Annotated in this window: 22 protein-coding genes; 17 read left to right on the plus strand and 5 right to left on the minus strand. The window is 45.3% G+C overall.

From position 1 onward, the window contains the following. Window positions 1-20 precede the first annotated feature (20 nt). Window positions 21-572: a methylated-DNA--[protein]-cysteine S-methyltransferase gene (locus AC50YG_RS09545; RefSeq protein ID WP_494826431.1), complete on the plus strand. Its 552-nt coding sequence runs from the start codon at window positions 21-23 to the stop codon at window positions 570-572. On the opposite strand, the gene AC50YG_RS09550 is transcribed toward AC50YG_RS09545, so the two are convergent. After that, window positions 569-1,480, minus strand: coding sequence for a helix-turn-helix transcriptional regulator (locus tag AC50YG_RS09550; protein WP_494826433.1), 912 nt, complete (start codon window positions 1,478-1,480; stop codon window positions 569-571). The two genes, AC50YG_RS09545 and AC50YG_RS09550, sit on opposite strands and share 4 nt — an antisense overlap. A gap of 160 nt (window positions 1,481-1,640) precedes the next feature. On the opposite strand from AC50YG_RS09550, the gene AC50YG_RS09555 reads away from it, so the two are divergent. The 3 genes from AC50YG_RS09555 to AC50YG_RS09565 all read left to right on the plus strand — a co-directional run bounded on the left by AC50YG_RS09555 (window position 1,641) and on the right by AC50YG_RS09565 (window position 3,675). Further along, window positions 1,641-2,246: a pentapeptide repeat-containing protein gene (locus AC50YG_RS09555; protein WP_494826435.1), complete on the plus strand. Its 606-nt coding sequence runs from the start codon at window positions 1,641-1,643 to the stop codon at window positions 2,244-2,246. Window positions 2,247-2,457: 211 nt separating this feature from the next. Continuing rightward, complete coding sequence (locus tag AC50YG_RS09560) at window positions 2,458-2,946, plus strand: EVE domain-containing protein (RefSeq protein ID WP_494827147.1); 489 nt, start codon at window positions 2,458-2,460, stop codon at window positions 2,944-2,946. Window positions 2,947-3,327: 381 nt separating this feature from the next. After that, window positions 3,328-3,675 (plus strand): Asp23/Gls24 family envelope stress response protein, encoded by a 348-nt coding sequence (locus AC50YG_RS09565; protein ID WP_494826436.1) that lies wholly within the window; start codon window positions 3,328-3,330, stop codon window positions 3,673-3,675. Window positions 3,676-3,692: 17 nt separating this feature from the next. Here the strand turns inward: AC50YG_RS09565 and AC50YG_RS09570 are convergent, their stop codons facing one another. From AC50YG_RS09570 to AC50YG_RS09580, 3 genes are read right to left on the minus strand one after another with little or no spacing between them, the layout of a single operon-like run. Next, window positions 3,693-4,697: an alpha/beta hydrolase family protein gene (locus AC50YG_RS09570; protein ID WP_494826437.1), complete on the minus strand. Its 1,005-nt coding sequence runs from the start codon at window positions 4,695-4,697 to the stop codon at window positions 3,693-3,695. Further along, the gene (locus AC50YG_RS09575) at window positions 4,694-5,365 is read right to left on the minus strand and encodes a GNAT family N-acetyltransferase (protein WP_494826439.1); all 672 of its coding nucleotides are present in this window, start codon (window positions 5,363-5,365) and stop codon (window positions 4,694-4,696) included. The genes AC50YG_RS09570 and AC50YG_RS09575 overlap by 4 nt, the downstream gene beginning before the upstream one ends. Beyond that, entirely contained in the window at window positions 5,366-6,154 is a 789-nt protein-coding gene (locus AC50YG_RS09580) for a MerR family transcriptional regulator (RefSeq protein ID WP_494826441.1), read from the minus strand. A 271-nt stretch (window positions 6,155-6,425) separates the two neighbouring features. Here AC50YG_RS09580 and pelA point away from each other — a divergent pair, with 271 nt between their 5' ends. From pelA to AC50YG_RS09640, 12 genes are all read left to right on the plus strand, one after another. Further along, entirely contained in the window at window positions 6,426-7,376 is a 951-nt protein-coding gene (gene pelA, locus AC50YG_RS09585; RefSeq protein ID WP_494826443.1) for a pectate lyase, read from the plus strand. A gap of 217 nt (window positions 7,377-7,593) precedes the next feature. Further along, window positions 7,594-8,598 (plus strand): DMT family transporter, encoded by a 1,005-nt coding sequence (locus AC50YG_RS09590; protein WP_494826444.1) that lies wholly within the window; start codon window positions 7,594-7,596, stop codon window positions 8,596-8,598. Between the two features lie 222 nt (window positions 8,599-8,820). Next, complete coding sequence (locus tag AC50YG_RS09595) at window positions 8,821-9,654, plus strand: histidine racemase CntK family protein (RefSeq protein ID WP_494826446.1); 834 nt, start codon at window positions 8,821-8,823, stop codon at window positions 9,652-9,654. A 27-nt stretch (window positions 9,655-9,681) separates the two neighbouring features. Then, on the plus strand, window positions 9,682-10,479 hold the full coding sequence (locus AC50YG_RS09600) for an SAM-dependent methyltransferase (protein WP_494826448.1): 798 nt from the start codon (window positions 9,682-9,684) through the stop codon (window positions 10,477-10,479). A 10-nt stretch (window positions 10,480-10,489) separates the two neighbouring features. Further along, window positions 10,490-11,791: an opine metallophore biosynthesis dehydrogenase gene (locus AC50YG_RS09605; protein WP_494826450.1), complete on the plus strand. Its 1,302-nt coding sequence runs from the start codon at window positions 10,490-10,492 to the stop codon at window positions 11,789-11,791. A gap of 1 nt (window position 11,792) precedes the next feature. Next, a complete protein-coding gene (gene cntA / locus AC50YG_RS09610; RefSeq protein ID WP_494826452.1) occupies window positions 11,793-13,400 on the plus strand; it encodes a staphylopine-dependent metal ABC transporter substrate-binding lipoprotein in 1,608 nt (535 codons plus the stop codon). Between the two features lie 23 nt (window positions 13,401-13,423). Beyond that, complete coding sequence (gene opp1B / locus AC50YG_RS09615; protein WP_473759861.1) at window positions 13,424-14,356, plus strand: nickel/cobalt ABC transporter permease; 933 nt, start codon at window positions 13,424-13,426, stop codon at window positions 14,354-14,356. Further along, complete coding sequence (cntC, locus tag AC50YG_RS09620; RefSeq protein ID WP_494826453.1) at window positions 14,357-15,250, plus strand: staphylopine uptake ABC transporter permease subunit CntC; 894 nt, start codon at window positions 14,357-14,359, stop codon at window positions 15,248-15,250. Window positions 15,251-15,254: 4 nt separating this feature from the next. Further along, window positions 15,255-16,079, plus strand: coding sequence for a staphylopine uptake ABC transporter ATP-binding protein CntD (cntD, locus tag AC50YG_RS09625; protein ID WP_494826454.1), 825 nt, complete (start codon window positions 15,255-15,257; stop codon window positions 16,077-16,079). Then, a complete protein-coding gene (locus AC50YG_RS09630) occupies window positions 16,066-16,809 on the plus strand; it encodes an ABC transporter ATP-binding protein (protein WP_494826455.1) in 744 nt (247 codons plus the stop codon). The genes cntD and AC50YG_RS09630 overlap by 14 nt, the downstream gene beginning before the upstream one ends. A 62-nt stretch (window positions 16,810-16,871) precedes the next feature. Further along, a complete protein-coding gene (cntE, locus tag AC50YG_RS09635; RefSeq protein WP_494826457.1) occupies window positions 16,872-18,065 on the plus strand; it encodes a staphylopine family metallophore export MFS transporter CntE in 1,194 nt (397 codons plus the stop codon). A 154-nt stretch (window positions 18,066-18,219) separates the two neighbouring features. Then, window positions 18,220-18,528 carry a hypothetical protein gene (locus tag AC50YG_RS09640; protein WP_494826459.1) on the plus strand — a complete coding sequence of 103 codons (309 nt, stop codon included), beginning with the start codon at window positions 18,220-18,222 and terminating at the stop codon, window positions 18,526-18,528. Window positions 18,529-18,632: 104 nt separating this feature from the next. On the opposite strand, the gene AC50YG_RS09645 is transcribed toward AC50YG_RS09640, so the two are convergent. Further along, window positions 18,633-19,295, minus strand: coding sequence for a helix-turn-helix transcriptional regulator (locus AC50YG_RS09645; protein ID WP_494826460.1), 663 nt, complete (start codon window positions 19,293-19,295; stop codon window positions 18,633-18,635). A gap of 166 nt (window positions 19,296-19,461) precedes the next feature. Between AC50YG_RS09645 and AC50YG_RS09650 the strand changes: the two genes are divergently transcribed. Continuing rightward, a complete protein-coding gene (locus tag AC50YG_RS09650; RefSeq protein WP_494826462.1) occupies window positions 19,462-20,862 on the plus strand; it encodes an MFS transporter in 1,401 nt (466 codons plus the stop codon). Window positions 20,863-20,873: the final 11 nt, after the last annotated feature.

Here is a 20,873-nt window from a genome sequence, read left to right on the forward strand (position 1 = left end):
ATAGGAAAGGAAGTGGGCTAATGAGAACGGATATGATGTGGATGGCACTCGAGCTTGAGGGCCAAAGGTGGATATTGCTTGCAACAGAGCTTGGGCTCTGCCGAATTATATTTCCGCATGAGAATTTGGAAAGCTGGCGCGTTTGGATGAACAAAGCAGCGCCCGGCAAGGAGCCGCGGGAAGATGCGGAGGCGATTAGACGCATGGGCATTGTGGATGGGCTGGAGCGTTATTTTGCCGGGGAACACAGCTCGTTTGCGGAAATACCGCTCGATTTAATCGGGACGACCTTTCAGCAGCAAGTTTGGACGGCGCTTGGTCAGGTGCCTTACGGCGAGACGCGAACCTATGGCGATATTGCAGCAGCCATTGGAAGGCCTCAGGCAGTACGGGCTGTCGGTGCTGCGAATGGCGCGAACCCGATTCCGATTTTGCTGCCCTGCCACCGAATTGTCGGGGCCGACCGCAAGCTGACAGGCTTTCGCGGGGGACTTGCGATGAAGCGCAGGCTGCTTGCGCTGGAGCGCATTGAAGGCATAGCGGACGGCGGTCATGCGAGATTTCAATTTTAGCTGTACATATCCTTCAATTGATTGATTCTTCGAATGAGCTCCAAGCGTACATGTTCAGGCTCCAGACATTCGCATTTATGACCAAAACCAAGCAAATAACCATATCCGAGGTCATTTTCTTTGAAGGGAAAGGTAGCGAGCCATTTATTTTCTCCATGATGCTGGATATTTTGCTCTCCACAGTACTCCACCATAAAGTCACGCAGTGATTCATCAATTAGAAGTTTAATGGTAATTGTATGTTTTTCGGTCATTTCGAACAGCTCTGGCCCAATTTCCCTTGGCACAAAGCTTTCATTAAAGGGTTTTAGAGCTGAAATGCGAGATAATTTAAACGTGCGAAAATCCTGTTGAACCGTACAATAGCCCTGTAAATACCAATGTGAATTTTTCAGTACTAAACGATAGGGTTCGATTTTTCTCTGTGTCCGCCTGCTGTTTTGGTCAGAATATTTGAAAGACAGCAGCTTCTTCTCATGAATCGCATTTTTCATTTCCTCGAAGTTCGGCTTTGCGCTGCCATTACCTAGCCAAGATGTATGATCAATAGAAATTTGGCTTTCAAAATCCTTCATCTGCTCTTCGGAAACGAGCCCCTTTACTTTTGCAATCGTCGTTAGAATTTCTTCACTGGACATAGAAGCCTGAATACTATTAAGCCCAATTAATAAAGCTGTTATATCTGATACGGTAAACAGCTTTTTTTCTATTTTGTAGGCTTCCATAATGCCAATGCCACCATGAACACCAGGATAAGAAATGATGGGAATGCCTGCCCGGTTTATCGCTTCAATATCTCGGAAAATCGTACGAGGAGTAACTTCAAACATTTTCGCAAGGGTAGAAGTACTGACCTTATTACGCTCAAGCAGCAGCATAACGATGGATAATAAACGATCAATCTTCAAGGCATCCATCCTTATTTTTTATTTTTTTTGCGAAAAAAACTATGACATACAGTTGTCATCATTCTATATGATAACTTTAAATATGTCGATGGACATAAACGAACAAATCCAATTGTATAAAAGAGACTTTTTATTAAAAAACAGAGCGGGAGGGTTATTTTTGTACCAATACAAGGAACAGTCCTACAATGAGGTTCAGTTTGATGGACGTGATTTGCGATATGGCGAATTATTTCGCTGTACGTTTACGAGATGCACCTTTACGAATACTTCTATGGAAGAAGTGACTACGACCAACTGCCGTTTTGTCGAATGCGATTTTCGCGGGACAGCTTTAAACGGCTCCGTTCATACGGGGACAGCCTTTGAAAATTGCAAGTTCAACGATGCCAATCTGTTTGTATCTATATTCAATGCTTGCAAAATGACAGGATCGGACTTTTCAAGTGCTCAAATGGACGGGATTACGATTGCTCAAGGAGACTGGGCTTATACGAACTTAAGGCATGCCCGATTTGCCAAGCAAGATTTAAGAGGCGTCCGTTTTTTGGAAGCCGACTTTACGGATGCTAATTTGGAAAAGGCGGATTTAAGAGATGCCGATTTGACGCGTTTATCTTTAAGCAAAGCTAGGCTAAAGGGTGCTGATCTAAGGGGCGCCAAGCTGGATGGGATTGATTTGAAGGGCCTTGATTTAAAAGGGGTACGAATGGATAGCGAACAGGCTGTTATTTTTCTGCGATCCTATGGAGCAATCATCAATTAATGTAAACCAAATGGAATGAGCTTGAAAAAACGATCAACACTACTGACATTAAGCTGTCAGTAGTGTTTTTGTATACTTAGTTTTACAAAGTACAAAGGAGAGAGCATGTATGATACGAAATGATGCATACGATACGAGGTTAATCATGAGGGAGCTCGAGGAAATGACAGCAAGTGGACGCCGTGAGCGACCGACACAGCTTGCGTTAACGATGGAGGAGGATGGATTATTCGTAGGAGCGGGCAATCCACTGGAGCAGCGCCGTTATTGGATCGGCGTCATATCGGAGGCTCATGTGCGGATTGGTGTGGAAGGGGGATTCGCCCAGCTTTGCCACGGTAAGGAAGCTGCGCTGAAGCGGATGCGCGCTGGAGATTGGCTCATTTATTATTCGCCGCGTACGGAGATAAACGGAGGAGAAGCACTGCAGGCGTTTACCGCTATAGGGCAGCTAATCGATAATCGGGTGTATTCGCACCAAATGTCGGAAACGTTCATTCCTTTTCGGCGGGACGTTCATTTCCTGCCCTGCCACAATGTAAAGATCTCGGGTCTGCTGGACGAATTGACGTTTACGAGTGGAAAGAGCAACTGGGGTTATAGCCTGCGCTTCGGACAACTTAAAATTAGCCAAGAGGATTTTTTGACCATTGCCACAAAAATGCTGGGGGAAAGCATGGATGAAGCGCTAAAGATTTAATGTGCTGATTTTGCTGGATGAGGTTGCAAGCAAAAAAGGCGATTTCGCCTTTATCGACAGCACTCTGGCTAGCAAAAGCAAGCAAGCGAGCGAGCGAGCGGTAGATAAAGGGGTAGACTATTTTAAGCGAAGTAATAGAATGGAAATAGGAAGCAGACGCGATATTACGCAGCTGTTTCCTATTTTTATGGGAGGACCCTTTTGCTGATGTCTGCTCAAGGCTCAAGCTATCAGTTCTGGATTGGTTGAAATTTCATCTAAAATGATTTAAAATATAACTAAATGATACTATATTGTATCACTTTTTTTGCAGATCATATCAGTCCATGATCGTATGGGCAGCATAGTGAAAAGTTTCTGATTACGAAAGGAGAGAGCCGCATGCTCATTCAAAATGTGCTAGGAAAAATTAATATATCCCATGATGCCATATCTAAAATAGTTGGCAAAACGGCAAGTGCCACCAGCGGTATCGCTGCTATGGCGACAGGTGTGGTAGAAGGCATCACCAAAAAGTTAAGCGGGAAAAGCCTGCAAAATGGCATTGAGCTAAAAATGGTAGAAGCAAAGCTGGAAATCGACTTAAAAATCATTGTTTATTACGGTTTTAAAATGCAGGATGTATGCAGCGATTTGCAGCAAAATGTAAGAGGAGCCATTGAAACGTTAACCGGGCTATCCATTCATGCTGTAAACGTGAGAGTTCAAGGAATAGCCTTAAAAGAGTAGCTTGAATTTAGCTCCAGTCAAGCAAGCTTTTTTACAAAAAGCTCGATCTGGTCCATATATTCGCTGACGGTCAGCTTTCTTGGCGCAAAAAGACTCATGAAGACCGCTTTTAGATTCGAATTAGCGGTGCTCGTGCTTAACATGGAATGCTCTGTATTTGGAAAGATAGCGACAGTAAGCAGCGACGGATCCACGCTAGCACGATACACCTGTTCAGTCTCTTTTATGTCCACGTTAATATCGTCCTCTCCAAGCAGCAGAAGCACTGGCGAACGGAAATGAGCCAAATCGCTCGCGGCGTCGGATAAAAAGTTTTTGCTCACAAATGTCCATCTATCCTTTGTCATTATGTCGCCTTGATGCGCCGTGTTTACGTATTCCTCATAAGGGGCATTGCGTTTTAGAAGCTGATTTATTTGCTGTTCATATGCTATGCGGGCTGCAATATCATCCTCTGAATACCCATTTTTTTTCATTTGTTTGCGAGTGTTGTATTGACCCTGAGACAGCCAGTTGATGGCGGGGGATACTAGAATGCTGAAAGCAAGCTGTTCTTTTTCCACAAGCTTCGGAATGACCCAGCCAGCCTGACTGGCGCCCCATACGCCAATTTTTGTGTGATCAATCATGGTCTGTGTTCTGGCCCAGGCTAAAGCTTGCTGCGCCTCTTCTACCCGGTCATCGATGCTCTGATTGAGCCAATTGCCAGCAGAACCGTCAATTCCCCGCTTATTGAGGGACAAGGAAGCGTAGCCCTGGGCAGCAAGCCGCTCCCAAAGCGGCTTGTACCCGTCCTGATGAGAGGCATTAATGGGGCCGTCGCCGTGTATGAACAACACGAGCCCTAGCTTTCCGGAAGCGTGTTTAGGCAATGCTAAAGTGCCGGTTAATTGGCCTTGAGGGCTGGAAATCTGTATCGTTCGCTCTATCATATCAAAGCTATTTTGCTGCAATACATAGAGGGTCGAACTGCCTATAAGCAATAAAATAACGATAAGGGCAATGCCTATTTTCTTTTTCATAGTGTCTCCTTAGTGGGGAATTCATTGTCGTGCAGCTTATATCTCATATATTCCCATTCCAATTCACGGAACAAGACATGCTTTAGCAGGCTGCGCTCTTTCCGATTGGTTTGGAAGGAAAGCTGCTCATATAACCGTTTTGCTCCCGGGTTCTGGCTGGCAACGTGCAGACTTAGCACTTTAAAAAGTGGTTGGGCACGGGCATAATGCTCCGCCCACCCCAGCAGCAGTTTGCCGATGCCTTTGCCTTGATGATTAGGATGAACCGATAGGTCTGCGACATAACATTCTCCCTCCTGCGGCTTGTACGACAGTAAATACAAACCAAGCAGCAGCTTGAATAAAGCCCATTTGCCAAACATTCGGAATTCCCGCCATGGGAGAAGCTTTGACTGCGCTGTGCTGACGTAAAGCTCAGACTCAGGCTCAGGCTTCCATTTGATGTACAGCGTTCCTACGACTATTCCAGCTTGTACCGCTACCACTCTAAGTGCTGTGGGTTCATTCGGAAAGTGCCGAAGCAGCTTCTCGAAAAAGAGAGCGAGAATACGGTCATTCAACTTTGCGAGTGTATGGAATTTGCTGTGAAAGCCGAGCGCAAGTAATTGGCCGACTTGCCCATTATATTCGGCCCGCATCGGCTCAATTGCAATAGGAGAAGCCTTCATTTATTCACCTCCTTGCTCGGCAGGCAAGCCCGCTTCAACCCGGCTGAGCAGCTCGTAATGGAGTTTGTCATGGCTAAACAAGGACAAATAGGATTTCTCAATAAGAATTAACGGTCCTTCCATAACATAGGCTTGGTCTGCTGCATAGCCGTAAAACTGTTCGATGCGTTGATCAAGCTCATCCCCCTCAAGCACCTGGAATTGGGCGGAAAGATAGTCTCCCGAAGGCAAGGCAAGGTCGCTGGGCTCTGTCATTTCGGTGCACAGCCTGAGGATGGATGCTTGGTCATACACATAATAAATATCCGACTCGAACAAGTCTGGAATAGAGGCAGCCTGTTCAGCCAGCAGCCTTGCATGCAGCTTAGTCTGTTCATCCTTGGCGAGCCAGCACCTCAAATGAACAGGCATTTGCCGTTTAAGCTGGTAGGGCTTGCTATGTGCATGAAAGTCTTGCTGTACTTGCAGCACTTTGGAAATTAAACGCTGGAGCTCCTGAAGTCTGGCAATCTCCTGAGTAGTTTCCAGCAAAGAGGTATGCAGCAGTTGCTCATATTGCTCGGAAGAAAAAGTGTCGAAGCAGTCCTTTATGGACGAGACAGGCACACCGAGCCTCCGCAGCAGCAAAATATGAGACAACCGGTAAATTTGATCCATGCCGTACATTCTATACTGGTTGTTATCGATATAAGCAGGCTCAAGAATTCCTTTTTCTTCAAAATAACGAATTTGATGAATGGATACCTGCATAATTTTAGCCAGACTGCTAATGGTAATGTCATTTTTCATCATGTCGCTCCTAAGATTTGTGATGGGAAACTGCTTTATTAGCTTCACTATATACCTTAGGTCTGACCTAAGGTCAAGCATGTCTCCTTCATTTATTTTTTCTAGGTTTATAGAGGTTTAGAAAAACGCCAAGAACAGACAGATTTCTACATAAAGATACAATTTTTTACAAGGATATTATTGACAAATTACTGGGAGCTGAGTAAAATTGAGAGGTAAATATGTAACATATTTTACAACTATTTGAAAATCTGAAAGGGGAATTTGTTCGATGAAAAAAAGTACAGTATCCGTAGCTTTAGCTTTTACCCTGCTTCTCTCAGCTCCAGCCGTAATCTTACAACCGCTTACAACGGTTATGGCGGCAGATGCTTCGGGTACCACAGCAAGCCTATCAGAGGTTTTGAAAAACCAGCAAGCGGATGGAGGCTGGAGAAAGGATTACTCTGAAACTAGTGGCGAGTGGTCCAAGTCTACAATCGACAACAAGGCAACTTATTCGGAGATTCGAAGACTCGCTAGCGAATATCAGAAAACGAAGGACAGCAAATATTCCGCAGCGGCGATCAAGGGCATTAATTTCCTGATTAATATGCAATATGCCAATGGCGGATTTCCGCAAGTTTATCAAAGCTCAGGCTATCATAAACATATTACCTATAACGATAATGCGATGATTAATGTGTTGATTTTACTAGATGAGGTCGCAAGCAAAAAAGGCGATTTCTCCTTTATCGACAGCACTTTGGCTGCCAACAGCAAGCAAGCGGTGGATAAAGGGGTAGACTGCATTTTGAACACGCAGGTTACAGTTAGCGGCAAATTGACAGCGTGGGGCCAGCAGCATGATTCCAGCACATTGAAGCCAGCGGGAGCGAGAATTTATGAAGTGCCGTCCCTCACTGCCCAAGAGAGCGTAAACATTGTGAAGTTTCTGAAGACGAGAACGTCCACTGCGAAAATAGCGGCAGCAATTAAAGGCGCTGAAGACTGGTTCAAAGCGGTGCAGATTACGGGAATCCGCGTGGAGAAAACGAGCAATGATGTCGTTGTAATCAGCGATTCCAGTGTGAAAACGCCAATCTGGGCACGTTTCTACGAGATTAATACCAACAAACCGATCTTTGTGGGCCGTGATGGTGTAGTGAAGTACAAGCTCAGTGACATCGATCAAGAAAGAAGAACAGGCTACGCCTGGTATGGCAATTGGCCATCCAAATAATAGGACATGCTTGAAGTCTAATAAACAATTGCTTTTGTTTTAGGAATAAAGAGAACGATTCGGCGAACAGCCCGGAAAACAACCTTGATTTTACAAGGGGTTTTTCCGGGCTTATTCGATTTTTTCCTTACAAGCAGTGTCGAATTATGATATGGTCGTTGAAGGCGGATTGCGGGAGCAGCCGCTTGGGATATGAAGGATGAGGAGAAGGTTTATTGTGCAGGAACAAATGGAAAAAGTGGAACAAAAGGAACAAAACAATCGAAGCCGGTATAGTGATCCTAAATTTGTAGCGCTAATCGCAACGTTGTGCTGCTTATTATGGGGGAGTGCTTATCCGTCTATTAAGCTGGGCTATCTCGCCTTTGACATTATGCCAGAGGACATCGCTTCAAAATATGTATTTGCCGGCTATCGCTTTGTGCTTGCAGGGCTGGTGCTGCTATTGCTATTCCGGGCAACGGGCAAGAAGGTGCTGGCTTTATCCAAAAACCAGATGACAAGTTTGCTTGTTCTAGGCCTCATGCAGACAGGTCTCCAATATTTATTTTTTTATGTGGGCGTAGGCAATACGACAGGCGTCAAAGGCTCCATTATGAATGCTACGACCACCTTTTTCAGCGTCATATTGGCGCATTATCTCTATAAAAATGACAAGCTGGGCAAAAATAAAATTTTCGGCTGCCTGCTTGGGTTTATCGGTGTTATCATTGTGAATTTCCATACAGATTTGCTGGAGTTCTCCTTTGCCTTTAAAGGGGAGGGATTCGTCATCCTGGCGGCCCTCATCTTCTCCATCACCGCCATTTATGCCAAAAAGCTGACCGCCACCATTGATGTTTTGCTGGTCACGGGCTTTAGCCTGCTAATTGGCGGGCTGGCCCTAACCTTGCTGGGACTCGTACTTGGGGGCCGTGTCACTCATTTTACACCGGACTCGGCGGGCAATCTTATTTATTTGGCGCTGCTGTCCTCGGCTGCTTTCTGTCTATGGAATTTGCTGCTGAAGTATAACAAAGTCGGACAGGTGTCTGTTTACAACTTTCTGATTCCCGTGTTCGGGACATTGCTGTCTGCATGGTTTCTCGGTGAACAGATTATGGAGTTTAAAAATCTCGTGGCGCTGCTGTTCGTATCTCTTGGCATTTACATGGTTAATCGGACGCGGAAAGAGGTCATAGTGCCGCAAGGCTCGGAAGGATTGCGAAGCAGCAAAATTTAAAAGCCCGCCAAAGGCCTTGTGAAATCAAGGCTTTTGGCGGGTTTTTTTGATCGTTTCTTTTGGAAGCCTGCTAGTCCGAGCACAAGCTGCCTATTTTCATCATTGACAGTGCTCCAAATTATGGTTATGATGATCTCGAATATTAATAGTAATCATTACTATTAAATAGCGACAAAGCAAAAGGAACGCGGGATCAAAAAATTGAATTAGAGGGTAGTTGTGATGAAACGAGAAATCGATTTTGTAAAGTTCAACCCCACGCAAAATATGACCATTCTTGTGAAAACAAATCATTCCGCTTCCGAGTACAAGCACATTGCTTCAAAAATGATGTCTTATGACAGTGTTTATGCTGAACAAGTAGGCTTCATCGAACAGCCGATTAAACACGAAGCGGCTGCCTATTTGCAAATGGCGGGAGGTGAGTTTTGCGGCAATGCTTGTATGGCGCTGGCTGCTTTTATCGCTTCTGAGAAAGGGATCGAACAGAACGATTTAATGGAAATCGTGTTAGAAGCTTCGGGAACCGATCAATTGGTCACCTGCCAAGTGAAAAAAAGCAAGGAAGAGTATTTTTGCCAAGTGGCGATGCCAATGCCTCGAAAAATCGAGCAGCAGACCGTTGTGTATGAAGGTAATGATTTAAACCTTGTCATTGTAAGGTACGATGATTTTTTTCATATTGTCATTGAAGTAGAGCAATTCAACAGTGCCGAGAAGGAAAGAGCACAATCATTAGCCAAGCTGCTGGGCATCACGTTTGGATCGAGCTTGATCGGCATATTATTGTTTAAGCCCGAGACTAATGAAATGGCGCCGCTCATTTATGTGCCTCCCTTAGACAGCATGATTTGGGAAAGAGGATGCGGATCAGGCACGGCTTCACTTGGCGCATACCTGTCATGGAAAAATAAAGGCGCTATTGCTGCACAGGTTAAGCAGCCCGGTGGCACGATTCAAGTAACGGCTGATTGCTATAAGGATGAGGTAACAAGCTTAATGATTGAGGGGTCTGTTGGAATCGTGGCACAAGGCAAAGCATTTATTTCTGTATAACGAATAATGGGTATGGGGGAGAAGCGAATGAATCAATTAACAACATTTGAACAAAGCTTGACCTTGTTTCGAGATCGATTTACCGATTTAGTAAAGCGATATGACGGCACATCTCATAATAGCTCGGAGCTGGAGCGGATCATCGATGACTATTCAGCTTTCATCCTAGATGAGAGTAACAAAGCATCGTGGGCAACCATGGAGCAGCAAGCCGGAAGCGGACTTCCTCAGCTTCTCGCCGACCTAAGGAAAATGTCTTCATTATGCGTCGCTATTATGGAAAAATATCGCGCCTTGAAGCTGCTTGCTGGGGAAACGGACAAAACGGATTATTTTAAAAATATAGAGTCCTGCATTGAACAAGAATTTGGAAGCTTTCAAGTCACTGCGGATTCCATCGTATTGTTGATTGGCTCAGGCTCGTTTCCTATGACGCCCTTATTTATCGCCAAGCGCACGGGCGCCCAAGTCGTTGGCATTGATATTGATGAGGAGGCCATCGAGCTAGGACGAAGAGTGGTACATCGTTTAGGAAACGGATTAAACATTCGCTTGGAGAAGGCGTTTGTGGAGCAGCTTGATATCATCAGGGATGTGACCCATATTATTTTCAGCTCAACGGTTTCCAATAAATATGAGCTGCTCGAGCAATTGCATGCCTTAACGAATGAGCAAGTGGTCGTGGCGATGAGATATGGCAATCAGCTGAAATCCTTATTCAATTACCCCATGCAAGCGGTCAATGAAGAGAAATGGAGGCTGGTGGATACAATATTGCGTCCTGAGCAAGTGTTTGATATTGCTTTGTACAAGCGTGAATATTAAGGAGGCTTATATGAGTCATTTCAAACGAGTCTTAATCGTAGGCACGGGGCCGGCGTCCATTCAACTTGCTGTCCTGCTGAAAAATAATTGGAACAGCTGCATCGGCATTGTGGGGAGAGAATCGGTTCGTTCCGAACGTTTTTTCACGGCGCTTAAGCAAAGCCAGAATCAAGTGGAGGTAAACGTTCAAAATAAAAAGCATCGGCCGATGGAAGGCAATTGTATAATCGATCATGTTTTTCAGGGATATGGGGCCATTACAGGGCAATGGGATACGCTGATCTTATCTGTCACAACCGATGCGTATATGGAGGTTTTGAAGCAGCTTAGTGATCAACTGCTCAAGCAAGCAAGGTGCATCCTATTAATTTCTCCGACCTTCGGTTCAAACAGTCTAGTCCGCCATTATATGAACGGTATACAGACAAATGTGGACATTATCAGTTTTTCTACCTATCTCGGCGATACACGCTGGATGAACGGCGAGCCTTCAACCCAAGTTTTGACGACAGCGGTTAAGAAAAAGGTGTTTATTGGCTCCTCGAACGAAACGTCGCCAAATGTCGAGCGGCTCTGTGCCTTATTTGAACGATTGGACATTGTGCTGGAGGTTATGGGCAGTCCGATCGAGGCAGAAACGCGAAATATCTCTCTCTATGTCCATCCGCCGTTGTTTATGAATCCATTTTCACTGAATGCCATATTTGAATATTCAGCTGTTAAGAAATATGTCTATAAAATGTTTCCCGAAGGACCTATAACGCAATATTTAATTCGCGATATGCTGGCCGGGTGGAAAGAGATGACGAATGTCATTGAAAAGCTGAATTTGCAGGGCGTAAATCTGCTGAAGTTCATGACCGATGACAATTATCCGGTAAGATTAGAGAGCTTATCGCGTCATGATATCGATAATTTTAATGAGCTGGAGACCATTCATCAAGAGTACTTATTGTACATACGCTATACGTCGCTGTTGATCGATCCATTCTCGGAGCCTGATCAAGAGGGGAAATATTTCGATTTCTCCGCCGTCCCCATTCGTCAAATCTTTATCAACCAAGAGCAATATTGGGATATTCCACGTATGCCCAGGGAGGATTATTATCGGATAAAAATCATCCAGGGCATTGCGAGATTTGTAGGCTCAAGCTGCCCAACCATTGATACATTCATAACAACCTACGAGCATAAAATCACGGAAGCTGCACAGGCACTTAAGGGTGAGAAAATATCGGAAGCATTTGTTATACAAAGCTTTGAAGAGGATTTGAAGATGATCTGTAGTGCGCACTTGTACAGGAGGATATGACATGACAAGAAAAATAGCTGTTTTATTATCTGCTTTCATCGTTTCAATTGTTTTATTGGCAGGCTGCACTGGCGGAAATACTGCGAAAACAGGAGCAGCGGATACAGGCGAGGAACTGGTGTATGCCACAGCAAAAGATATTAATGATATGAACCCCCATCTGTATCCAGGCTCATTGCCAGCGCAAGGGATGGTGTATGAATCATTAGTTGAAAATACGGAGGATGGTATCAAGCCACTGCTTGCCGAATCCTGGGACGTATCTGAGGATGGCAAAGTTTACACCTTTCATTTGAGAAAAGATGTGAAATTCCACGATGGCGAGCCCTTTAACGCCGAGGCCGTTAAGAAGAATATAGAAGCGGTGCAAAGCAACGCTGGCAAGCATGCCTGGATCAAGCTTTCAACGAAAATTGTGAGTGCTAACGTACTCGATGAGCATACGTTTGAATTGGTGCTGTCAGGGCCCTATTATCCGGCTTTGCTTGAATTATCGATGACTAGGCCTTATGTATTCATCTCACCTAAGGACTTCGTCAATGGGGAAACCAAAGATGGTGTAAGCGGCCATAATGGCACGGGACCGTATAAGCTAATGGAACAGAAAACCGATCAGTATGCCACCTTCGAAGCAAATGAAAACTATTGGGGCGGCGCGCCAAAGCTGAATAAGATTACCGCGAAAGTGCTTCCGGCAGGGGAGACGACATTTTTGGCGCTGCAAAAAGGAGAGGTCAACTTTATATTTACAGATGATCGTGGCTCCGACAGCATTGATGTTGAAGCGATGAATCAGTTGATGGATTCGGGCGACTTTCAGCTTATTAGAAGTAAAGCGATGAATACGAAGATGATCGTTGCCAATAGCAGTAAATCGGATAGTCCCGCCCATGAAACGGCTGTTCGTGAAGCGATTTGGTATTCGATTGACAGAGAAACGATCAGCAAGCAAATTTTTAGCGGCACGGAAACAGCAGCCAATACGTTATTTTCCCCCAACGTCAATTATGCCAATGTCGAGCTAAAGCAGCGTGGCTTTGACTTGGATACAGCGAAGCAGCTGTTGGAGAAAGCAGGCTGGATGCTGGGCGCTGGCAGCGAGGTCAGAACGAAAGACGGCAAGCCACTCGCGATGAAGCTTTATTATGATGTCAGCTCCTCCTCTCAAAAAACCGAGGCTGAATTCATTCAAAGCACCTTGAAAAAGGTAGGAGTCCAGCTGGAGCTTATCGGCGAAGAATCTTCTTCCATTGCCAATAGAAGAGCAACGGGAGACTATGATTTGCTGTTCAATCAAACATGGGGGCTCGCCTATGATCCACAGAGCACAATCTCTGCGTTTACTTCCGAGTCTGCTTATTATCACACAACAAGCGGCATTTCCAAAGCGGATGAATTGTACAAAAACATCGATGAAGTGATGGTCACGATGGATGAGGAGAAACGGAAATCGTTGTATGCAGACATTTTAACCATTGTCCATGATGAGGCGGTCTTTATTCCTCTTACCAATGGCAGCGTTACGATTGTTGCTCCAACAGGCCTTCAGGGTATCTCATTTAAGCAAACGCAATTTGAACTGCCCTTTGAGCAAATGTATTTTGAATAGATAACCCAAACAAGGAGCTTGCTATGATCAGCTATATTATTAAACGGTCACTCCTTTCGATTCCGTTGCTTGTGATCATATCCTTTCTAACGTTTGGCTTGAACCATCTTTCTCCTTTAGATCCGGCCGAGGTTATATTACATGCGCAGGGCGTGCCGACCATTACAGATGAATTAATAGCAGAAACGAAGGCCGCGCTTGGTATGGATAGGCCCTTTCTCATTCGTTATCTGCATTGGCTCGTATCATGCCTGCAGCTCGATTTCGGGAACTCTTATGTGACTGGCAAAACCGTATGGTCCTTGCTGGCTCCAGCTTTTCTAAATACGTTAAAGCTGACGTTGGTTTCAGCGGCTGCCATTATTGTGCTGTCCATTGGCTTAGGAGTAATTAGTGCACGTAGAGAAGGGAAAATGACGGACAAATCAATCAGAGGCGTCTCCTTTTTTCTGACCTCTATGCCACCTTATTGGCTAGCGGCGCTTATGGTTTGGTATTTTTCCGTGCAATTGGATTTGCTGCCGACAAGTGGGATGGACTCTTACGAAAGCTATATTTTGCCGGTCATTGTCATCACGATCAGTTATACCGGCATTTATTTTCGAATGGTTAGAAGCTCCATGTTAAGCAATATGAATGAAGACTACGTGCTGTACGGCAGGGCGAGCGGCTTGCCGGAGCAGAAAATAACGCTGCATATATTGAGAAATTCATTGCAGGTGGCTATTTCTGTATTTTGCATGGCGATCCCGATTATTTTAGGCAGTACGGTCGTCGTGGAAAATATATTTGCCTGGCCGGGTTTAGGAACGCTGAGTGTTAAATCTATTCTTAGCAGGGACTTTCCGATCATTCAGGCGTATGTCCTTGTACTCGCAATCGCTTTTGTTCTGTTCAACACCGTTTCTGACATTATGAATGCGGCGATGAACCCTAAATTAAGGAAGGGCCACTAAATGAAGAGATTACAATTTCTATGGAGTGATAAGCTGGCCGCTGCATCTTTAGCTATTCTTGTCGTCACCATTGTTGCTGGAGTATTCGCCCCTTTATTTGCGCCGCATGATCCCGAAGAAGTGCATATGGAGCTGCGATATGCTGCTTCCTCGTGGGAGTATTTGTTAGGAAACGACCATCTGGGGCGCTGCATTTTATCGAGATTAATTTTTGGAATCCGTCCCAGCGTCCTTTGGGTGCTTGCTGCACTTGCCGTATCTGTAGGCATTGGGTCGATTCTTGGCTTTATAGCAGGCTACTTTAGAGGGATAACCGATACGATTGTGATGAGAATTTGTGATGTCATGCTCTCTTTCCCGGGATATGTCATGACACTGGCTGTGATCGGCATTTTGGGGGTAGGTCTTGAAAATATTTTGATCGCTTTCGTATTGATGAAATGGGCCTGGTTTGCTCGAATCATTAGAACGTCTGTGATGCAATATGCCGAATCCGACTATGTGAAGTTTTCCAAGGTGCTCGGTATCAGCGATACCAAAATTATAGCGAAGCATATGGTTCCTGTAGCTCTTCCGGATATTGCGGTCATAGCAAGCAGCTCCTTCGGTTCAATGATACTGCAATTATCAGGATTTTCGTTTCTTGGTTTAGGCATTCAAGCTCCGAACGCGGAGTGGGGCATGATGTTGAACGAGGCAAGGGAAGTCATGTTCTCAAAGCCGGAGTTTATGCTCGCGCCCGGTTTAACCATTATTGTTGTCGTATCGGCGATCAACTTTTTGTCAGATGCGCTCCAGGTTGCTTTAGATCCTAAATTATTGGCCTCTAAATATAAGCTGCAAGGACAGGGAACCGCTGCCGCTGCGAGGCTTCAAGGGAAGGAGGTGGCTTGATTTTATGGCTATTTTGGAAGTGGCGAATTTAAAAATTTGGGACAGTCAGACGGGTCAAGTCCTTGTACCGGGTAGTTCCTTTCACGTCAAGCAGGGCAGCTGCCTGGCCATAGTCGGAGAAAGCGGGAGCGGGAAGTCGGTGACATGCAGAGCCATCATGAGATTAAACAAGCCTGGTATCCGCCAATCGGGGGACATTTTGTTTAACGGAGTCAATCTAAGCGAGCTTCCGGAAAAGGAAATGAGGAAAAAACGAGGAAAGCAGCTAGGCATGATTTTGCAAAATGGCATGCGCGCCTTTGATCCTTCTTGCGTGGTCGGCGTTCATTTAAGGGAAACGATGGCCTGCCATTTCGGTTGGGGCCGCGAAGAAATAACGGCTAAAATGAAACGCGCTATGGAAAGCGTAATGCTGAAAGACCCGGTCGCGGTGATGAATATGTATCCGCACCAGCTGTCTGGCGGCATGCTGCAGCGGATTATGATAGCACTCACCCTGGTGCTAGAGCCCGCTATTGTTATTGCTGATGAACCGACGACGGCACTAGATACCATCTCGCAATATGAGGTCGTTGAGCAATTTATGCAATTGAGGGAGAACATGGGCTGCTCGATGATTTTTATTTCTCATGATTTGGGCATCGTTCGAAAAATAGCGGATGATGTTCTGGTCATGAAAGAAGGGGAAATAGTGGATCGAGGGACGAAACAAGCTATTTTCTCGGAATCTGCGCATGAATATACCCGATATTTAGTATCCTCGAAGCAAGCGCTGAATGATCATTTCAAGCGATTAATGATGGGAGGCGTTAGCCTTGCTCAGCGTTGACCGTGTTTATAAATCCTACATAAAAGGTGGATTGTTTTCTAGAAAAACACAGCAGGTGCTGACAAACATGAGCTTCGAATGCGGGCAGGGCGAATGCTTGGGCATAATCGGGGAAAGCGGAAGCGGCAAGTCGACATTGGGGCGATTATTATTGGGGCTTGAAAAGCCCGATAGCGGAAGTATTTTATATGAGGGAAACAAAGTAGAGGATCGAAAAGCAAGACAGGGGCAGATTAGCGCTGTATTTCAGGACTATTCCTCCTCCATTAATCCCTTTTATACAGTAGAGCAGGCGCTGATGGAGCCTTTGAAGCAGCAAAGCAGAGATCATCAGGAGGCTCAAGGCAAGATTGATTCGCTCTTGCATCAGGTGGGCCTCAGTCCATCCTATCGAAAAAAATATCCGCATGAGTTATCTGGCGGGGAGGCTCAACGAGTGTGCATCGCAAGAGCTGTTGCAACAGAGCCGAAATGTATTTTATTAGACGAAGCGATCAGCTCTTTGGATGGTTCCGTGCAAATGCAGGTGCTGGAATTGTTAAAAAGCTTGAGGGAAATTTACAATATGGCCTATATTTTCATCACCCATGATATTCTGGCTGCCGCTTATATTTGCGATAGAGTATTGATTATTAAAAACGGCGAAATTGAAGAAATGGTCAAAATCGAGCATTTAAAAGACGTCCAGTCTGCGTATGCAAGGAAATTGCTGCAGATGATCATTACGTAACGCTAGCAGCAGGGTGAGTCCCGGAGACGGTCACAAGGAGAATAGAGGAAGGAGCAGGAGAGGTGAGAGGAGCTCTATCATGGCCTTTTATGCGTTTATATATGTTGACCCTGTTGTATTTCAGCGCTAACTCCATACTTAATGTCATTATTCCTTTAAAGGGTGAATCGCTTGGCGCCACCAATACAACGATCGGTATTATTATGGGAGCGTATTTATTTACAACGATGTTTTTTCGGCCATGGGCGGGCAAAATGATTCAAAAGTACGGCCCTATCCGTGTGCTGCGCACGATTCTTATCATAAATGGCTTTGCTTTAGTTCTATACACGTTTACAGGATTAGAGGGTTATTTTGTCGCCCGTATGCTGCAAGGTGTATGTACAGCCTTTTTCTCCATGGCTTTGCAATTGGGCATTATTGACGCACTGCCAGAAAAGGACCGTTCACAGGGGATTTCCATGTATTCCTTATGTGCTTCTATGCCGGGTATAATCGGTCCCTTATTGGCTTTAGGCATTTGGCAAGCAGGAAATATGAATCATTTCACAGTGGCTATGATCGCGATTGCTATCCTTACTGGGATTGTAGGCTATAGCGCCAAAATGGACAAACAAGCGGCCGAGGCTGAGCCTGATACGGGTCAGAAAGGGCAGGGCAGTACGATGTCCGAGTCGTTTGGCCAGTTATTCAAAAACCCGCATTTGTTCAAATGCAGTGTGCTGATGCTGATTGCTTCCCTTGTATTTGGGGCGGTGACCACCTTCATACCACTATATGCTGCACAAATCGAAGGAGGAAATGCGGCGATTTATCTCATGCTGCAGGCGGGAGCCGTAGTAGTGGCCCGCTTTGCATTACGAAAGAAAATTCCTTCGGATGGCAAATGGCATTCTGCTTTTGTCATGGTCATTATGCTGATGCTAGCTGCAGCAGCTTTATGTGTCAGCTTTTCTGCAATGGGCGGAGCCGTCTTTTTCTATGCTGGCGCAGGCTTGATGGGAATCGCTCAAGCACTGCTCTATCCAACATTAACGACGTATTTAACTTTTGTTTTGCCGCAATTGAATCGCAATGTACTAATTGGTTTATTTATTGCTACGGCGGATTTGGGCGTTTCGCTCGGTGGTGTCATTATGGGGCCAGTAGCGGATATTTTCTCTTATTCCTTTATGTATATGCTTTGCGCGATTTTAGGCGTGTCGATGATTGTTTTTTCTTATGAGCGCCGTGAAATTTTTGTTAAATTAAAATAAAGCTGCCTCGTAAAATCAAGGTTTGGGCTGTTCCCCCACCTTCCAAAGCGCGCTAACTGTGGGGGCCATCGCCTTCCATGTCAAACATACAGGCCACAATTCCTTTCTGCGAATACAATAACGTGTATTCCAAAACCGAAAGGGGATAATTATTTTGAATAGAAATAATTACTATAATATGGGTACTATAGGCAATATGGGTAATGTAGGCGGTTTGAATGACATGAACTTTTGTCCCGATTGTCCAACGCAGACGATCTATGATCCTCCGATTGTACAATACGAGAACTACTATCACCCACAGCTCGTGAATGTCGTTCAAAATATTGAAACAGTGAAGCAGCATCATTGTTGTCCAGTTTATAAGCAGCATTTCACGCATACGGAGAAAAATGTTATGGTTTCGAGTGCGAGACGCACGAAACAAGCTAAAGCAGCTTCCAAGAAACGTTCAAAAAAATAGCTTGAATATGAAATAAAGACCCTTAAGAACGGTCGCTTGTTGAGTGAAGCGGCCCTCTTTAAGGGTCTTATTTTTTTAAGGGATCTAAATGGCAATAGGCAAAACTAGGCTTGTACGCCTTCTCTAACCCTGTAGACACAGTTTCTGCCCCCCACCAAAATATGCTCCACCCGTTCGATAAGCGTCTGCTCCCCAAGAATAACTCGAAATAAATGCAGCTCATTTTTACATAACCCGGTACAGACAACAGCAGCCTCACAAATCGGACAATGCTTCTCAATGAACAGGTAGCTTCCATCGTCTTGATCCTGAATCTCAGCCATGTAACCTTCATTTGTACGAATCTCGGCCAGTTTCTCTAGTTTTCCCCGTATGCTCGATGTGTCACCAATGTGCTGAAGATACTGCACTTGCATCTTTTTATCCCGGACAGCAAGCAGCTTGTCTAACCCCTCGTTTCCGAAGGCTTCTCTCATCGAATGGATCAAACTGACGGACAACTCCGAATAACCGTTTGGAAAAAATGTATTAGCTTCGGGAGTTAATCTCCATAGCTTGGTCGGCCGGCCCATGGGGCGGGCTTCTTCTTCATGAGTAACAAAGCCTTCTTCTTTCAGGGCATTTAAGTGCTGGCGAATCGCCATTCCAGAGAGCGAAAATTCGGAGGCTAGCGCCATCACGTCCATCCCGCCCTGCTGCTTTAGCAGATCAATGATCGCTCTTCGGGTTCTGGTTGAGGAATCTTTATTGGTTTGATTTCGGCTCATGATGCCCTCCTTATTAAAAAACTGGATCTACATCGCTCCTTACATTTTAAATATAAATGTTGACAAAGTCAAAGGTGAACTGTACCGTAGACTTTGTAAAGAAAAATGTTTACTAAGTATCCGGATACGGTGTATACATAACAATCTTATTTGGAGGTTCATTTTAATGTCTAATCATCAAAGCATTTTCAGCCCGCGTTATTTTGCATTGTCTATAGGAATTATCCTGTCTGTGATGGCGGTTGGATTCGAGGGCCTTTCGGTAACGACGATTGCTCCTTCCATCGCTGGCGACTTGAACGGCATTGATCTTTTTGGCTGGATATTCAGTACGTATCTGCTTGCGCAGATTATTGGCACCTTGGTCGTCGGTCGTATCATTGATAGAAAAGGGCCGGCAGCACCGTTCACTTACGCCCTTATTTTGTTTATCGTCGGGCTGATCGCTGCCGCGACAGCAAGTGATATGTATATGATGATTTTGGCGCGAGCCATGCAGGGCCTAGGCGCCGGTGCAATGATGACTTGTGTTTACACGGCAATATCTTTAAGCTACCCCGATGAATTACGCGCAAAAATACTGGGAGCATTCGGTACTGCCTATGTGCTTCCATCTATGCTCGGTCCATACGTCGCAGGGCTTATCGCAGACCAGTGGTCTTGGCGGTTTGTTTTCTGGGGAATATTACCGATCCTGATCGTTTCAGCACTGCTTAGCCTGCCTGCTTTTAGGAAGTTAAAGACACAGGGAACACAAGGGGAAAACGGAGCTGCAGCTACATGGATGGCGCTGCTATTGACGGTCGGTACGGGAATTTTATTAGTAGGTCTCAGCAAGCTGCCGACCATTACAGGGTTTGTTTTAGCCATTATCGGCTTAGTGCTGATGGTATATCCGCTGCGCAAACTGCTCCCTAAGGGAACGCTTGCTATGAGAAGAGGCATGCCGGCTATTCTCGCAACACGTGGGCTATTCTTCGCCGCTTATACGAGCACACAAAATTTTCTGGTATTGGCTTTAATAGATGTGAAAGGAATTACGCCTTCTCAGGCCGGATTAATTGTAGCTAGCGCCGCACTAAGTTGGTGCGTCATTGCTTATCTGCAAGGACGTTGGGACTCGGCAGACCAGGGGCGTGGACGTCATACAAGAATTATTCTAGGTGTGCTGCTGCTTGCAATTGGGATTGCCTTCGTATTTTGGGTGCCAGTTGTAACAGTTACCGTAGCGGTTATTGGACAAATCATAGCGGGAATCGGAATTGGATTGGCGCATCCGATTAGCGGTGTTGTGGCCTTTTCCCAAACAGGCGCAGAAGGGGTTGGAAAAACCTCGGCAAATCTGCAATTTGCGGATTCCTTTACACCGGGCGTCGTTATCGGGATAGGCGGCTCCATCCTTGTCGTGTGTCAAGCTGCTGGGATGTCGATGCAAGCTGCATTAACGGTAACAATGGGTTTTCATCTCTTGTTAATCGTCATGAGTTTATTGGCGAGCACGCGGATTACACCAGCAACTGAAGCAAACAGAGCAAGTGTGCAAACTTTAGACTTGAAAAACAAATAAACGGTTGGAGA

The sequence above is a fragment of the Paenibacillus sp. J31R34 genome (assembly GCF_059383715.1).

Coding starts and splice junctions, on each gene's coding strand:
- AC50YG_RS09545 (WP_494826431.1), top strand. CDS start 21: ATGAGAACGGATATGATGTGGATGGCACTCGAGCTTGAGGGCCAAAGG.
- AC50YG_RS09560 (WP_494827147.1), top strand. CDS start 2,458: ATGGAGGAGGATGGATTATTCGTAGGAGCGGGCAATCCACTGGAGCAG.
- AC50YG_RS09565 (WP_494826436.1), top strand. CDS start 3,328: ATGCTCATTCAAAATGTGCTAGGAAAAATTAATATATCCCATGATGCC.
- AC50YG_RS09570 (WP_494826437.1), bottom strand. CDS start 4,697: ATGAAAAAGAAAATAGGCATTGCCCTTATCGTTATTTTATTGCTTATA.
- AC50YG_RS09575 (WP_494826439.1), bottom strand. CDS start 5,365: ATGAAGGCTTCTCCTATTGCAATTGAGCCGATGCGGGCCGAATATAAT.
- AC50YG_RS09580 (WP_494826441.1), bottom strand. CDS start 6,154: ATGAAAAATGACATTACCATTAGCAGTCTGGCTAAAATTATGCAGGTA.
- pelA (WP_494826443.1), top strand. CDS start 6,426: ATGAAAAAAAGTACAGTATCCGTAGCTTTAGCTTTTACCCTGCTTCTC.
- AC50YG_RS09595 (WP_494826446.1), top strand. CDS start 8,821: ATGAAACGAGAAATCGATTTTGTAAAGTTCAACCCCACGCAAAATATG.
- AC50YG_RS09600 (WP_494826448.1), top strand. CDS start 9,682: ATGAATCAATTAACAACATTTGAACAAAGCTTGACCTTGTTTCGAGAT.
- AC50YG_RS09605 (WP_494826450.1), top strand. CDS start 10,490: ATGAGTCATTTCAAACGAGTCTTAATCGTAGGCACGGGGCCGGCGTCC.
- cntA (WP_494826452.1), top strand. CDS start 11,793: ATGACAAGAAAAATAGCTGTTTTATTATCTGCTTTCATCGTTTCAATT.
- opp1B (WP_473759861.1), top strand. CDS start 13,424: ATGATCAGCTATATTATTAAACGGTCACTCCTTTCGATTCCGTTGCTT.
- cntC (WP_494826453.1), top strand. CDS start 14,357: ATGAAGAGATTACAATTTCTATGGAGTGATAAGCTGGCCGCTGCATCT.
- cntD (WP_494826454.1), top strand. CDS start 15,255: ATGGCTATTTTGGAAGTGGCGAATTTAAAAATTTGGGACAGTCAGACG.
- AC50YG_RS09645 (WP_494826460.1), bottom strand. CDS start 19,295: ATGAGCCGAAATCAAACCAATAAAGATTCCTCAACCAGAACCCGAAGA.
- AC50YG_RS09650 (WP_494826462.1), top strand. CDS start 19,462: ATGTCTAATCATCAAAGCATTTTCAGCCCGCGTTATTTTGCATTGTCT.